Origin of the sequence: Rhizobium sp. SEMIA 4085 (genome assembly GCF_013004495.1) — a bacterium.
Lineage (GTDB): Bacteria > Pseudomonadota > Alphaproteobacteria > Rhizobiales > Rhizobiaceae > Rhizobium > Rhizobium gallicum.
In genome coordinates this window covers 1-2,018 of record NZ_JABEPH010000605.1, presented here as the reverse complement: position 1 = coordinate 2,018, position 2,018 = coordinate 1, and the positions used below count along the sequence as shown (strand labels likewise).

Annotated in this window: 2 protein-coding genes; one reads left to right on the top strand and one right to left on the bottom strand. The window is 62.4% G+C overall.

All coding sequences use genetic code 11. The features are described from left to right. On the top strand, positions 1 to 927 hold a 927-nt coding region (locus C9413_RS31560), incomplete at its 5' end, for an NAD(P)/FAD-dependent oxidoreductase (RefSeq protein ID WP_170251461.1). A 35-nt stretch (positions 928 to 962) separates the two neighbouring features. Here the strand turns inward: C9413_RS31560 and C9413_RS31555 are convergent. After that, complete coding sequence (locus C9413_RS31555; protein WP_170251459.1) at positions 963 to 2,009, bottom strand: NAD(P)-dependent alcohol dehydrogenase; 1,047 nt, start codon at positions 2,007 to 2,009, stop codon at positions 963 to 965. Between the last annotated feature and the right edge of the window lie 9 nt (positions 2,010 to 2,018).

Sequence of the window (2,018 nt, the reverse complement as noted above, 5' to 3'; positions counted from 1 at the left end):
CGCGCTGGGTGGCGGCGCGCGGCGCACGGCCTGCACCGGGTGGAGGGCGCGGCGCGCACCCGCCGGCGGGTGCTGGTCTCCGTCGAGCGTGCGGAGACGGAAATCGATCCGGTCACGCGTGATGCGCTTCTGACCTTCGCAATCGTCGGCGCAGGACCGACCGGAGTGGAACTTGCGGGCATCATCGCCGAGCTGGCGCGCAAGACGCTGCCGCGGGAATTCCGCAACATCGATACGCGCAAGGCGAAGGTCGTGCTGATCGAGGCGGGGCCGCGGGTGCTTTCAAGCTTCGCCGAGGAGCTTTCGGCTTATGCGCAGCAGGCGCTCGAAAAGCTCGGCGTCGAGGTTCATCTCGGCGAGTTCGTAACGGACTGCACCGCCGCCGGCGTGAAAGTCGGCGAGAAGTTCATTGCCAGCAAGACGATCGTCTGGGCGGCTGGCGTGCAGGCCTCGCCTGCGGCAAAATGGCTAAATAGTCCAGCCGATCGGGCAGGGCGGGCAATTGTCGAAAAAGACCTGAGCGCGCCGGGATTGCCAAAGGTCTTCGTCATCGGTGATACGGCGTCCGTCGTTCAGAACAACGGCAAGCCGGTGCCCGGGATCGCGCCTGCCGCCAAGCAGCAGGGCGCTTACGTCGCAAAGGTCATCCGCGCGCGCCTACAGGCAAAGCCGGCGCCCGGACCTTTCCGGTACTGGCATCAGGGAAGCCTTGCGACGATCGGGAAAAGCGCTGCCATCATCGACTTCGGCAAGATCAAGCTGAAAGGGTGGATCGCCTGGTGGATATGGGGCATTGCCCATATCTACTTCCTGATCGGGACGCGCTCGCGCTTTGCCGTTGCCTGGAGCTGGCTGTGGATCTATCTGAGCGGTCAGCACAGCGCGCGGCTGATCACCCAGAAGGAAACCATGCGGGAAGAGAATTAAGAGAAAGGCGGCTCGGGTGAGCCGCCCTTCCGTTGTCAGGCAGCCAGCGAGGCGATGTCGATGACGAAGCGGTAGCGCACGTCGCTCTTGATGACGCGCTCGTAGGCTTCGTTGATGTCCTGGATGGCGATCTTCTCGATTTCGGAGACGATGTTGTGCGCGCCACAGAAATCGAGCATTTCCTGCGTTTCCTTGATCGAGCCGATCATTGAACCGGAAAGGCTCTTGCGGCCGGCGATGACGGAGAAGGCGTGGACAGGAACGGCATGTTCCGGAACGCCGACGAGCACCATGGAACCGTCGAACTTCAGGAGGTTGAGGTAGGCGTTCCAGTCGATCGCCGTGCCGACCGTATTGATGATCAGGTCGAAGGTGCCGGCGAGCGTCTTGAAGGTCTCGGCATCGTTGGTCGCGTAATAGTCCTTGGCGCCGAGCTTCAGGCCGTCTTCCTTCTTCGACAGCGTCTGACTGAGCACGGTGATGTCCGCGCCCATGGCGGCGCCGAGCTTGACGCCCATATGGCCGAGACCGCCCATGCCGACGATTGCGACCTTCTTGCCGGGGCCGGCCCTCCAGTGACGAAGCGGCGAATAGAGCGTGATGCCTGCGCAAAGCAGCGGCGCGCCTGCATCGAGCGGGATGTTGTCCGGGAAGGAGAGGACATAGCCTTCCTTGACGACGATCGAGTCGGAATAGCCACCGTAGGTCGGCGTTTCGCCGTCCGCTTCGACGTCGTTGTAGGTCTGGGTGAGCCCCGGCAAGAAATGCTCGTAGTCGAGGTCGCGTGTGGCACAGCCGATGCAGGAATTGACGAAGCAGCCGACGCCGACGCGGTCCCCGACCTTGAACTTCGTGACTTTCGAGCCGACAGCCGAAACCACACCTGCAACTTCATGGCCCGGCACCATCGGGTAACGCGAATTGCCCCATTCGTTGCGGGCCTGGTGGATATCGGAATGGCAGACGCCGCAATATTGGACGGAAATGACGACGTCATCGTCATTCGGTTCACGGCGTTCGGAGGTGAAGGGCGCCAGCGGTTTTGACGCGTCCGTGGCGGGAAAGCCGTTTGGCATAGCCATGTGAATCTT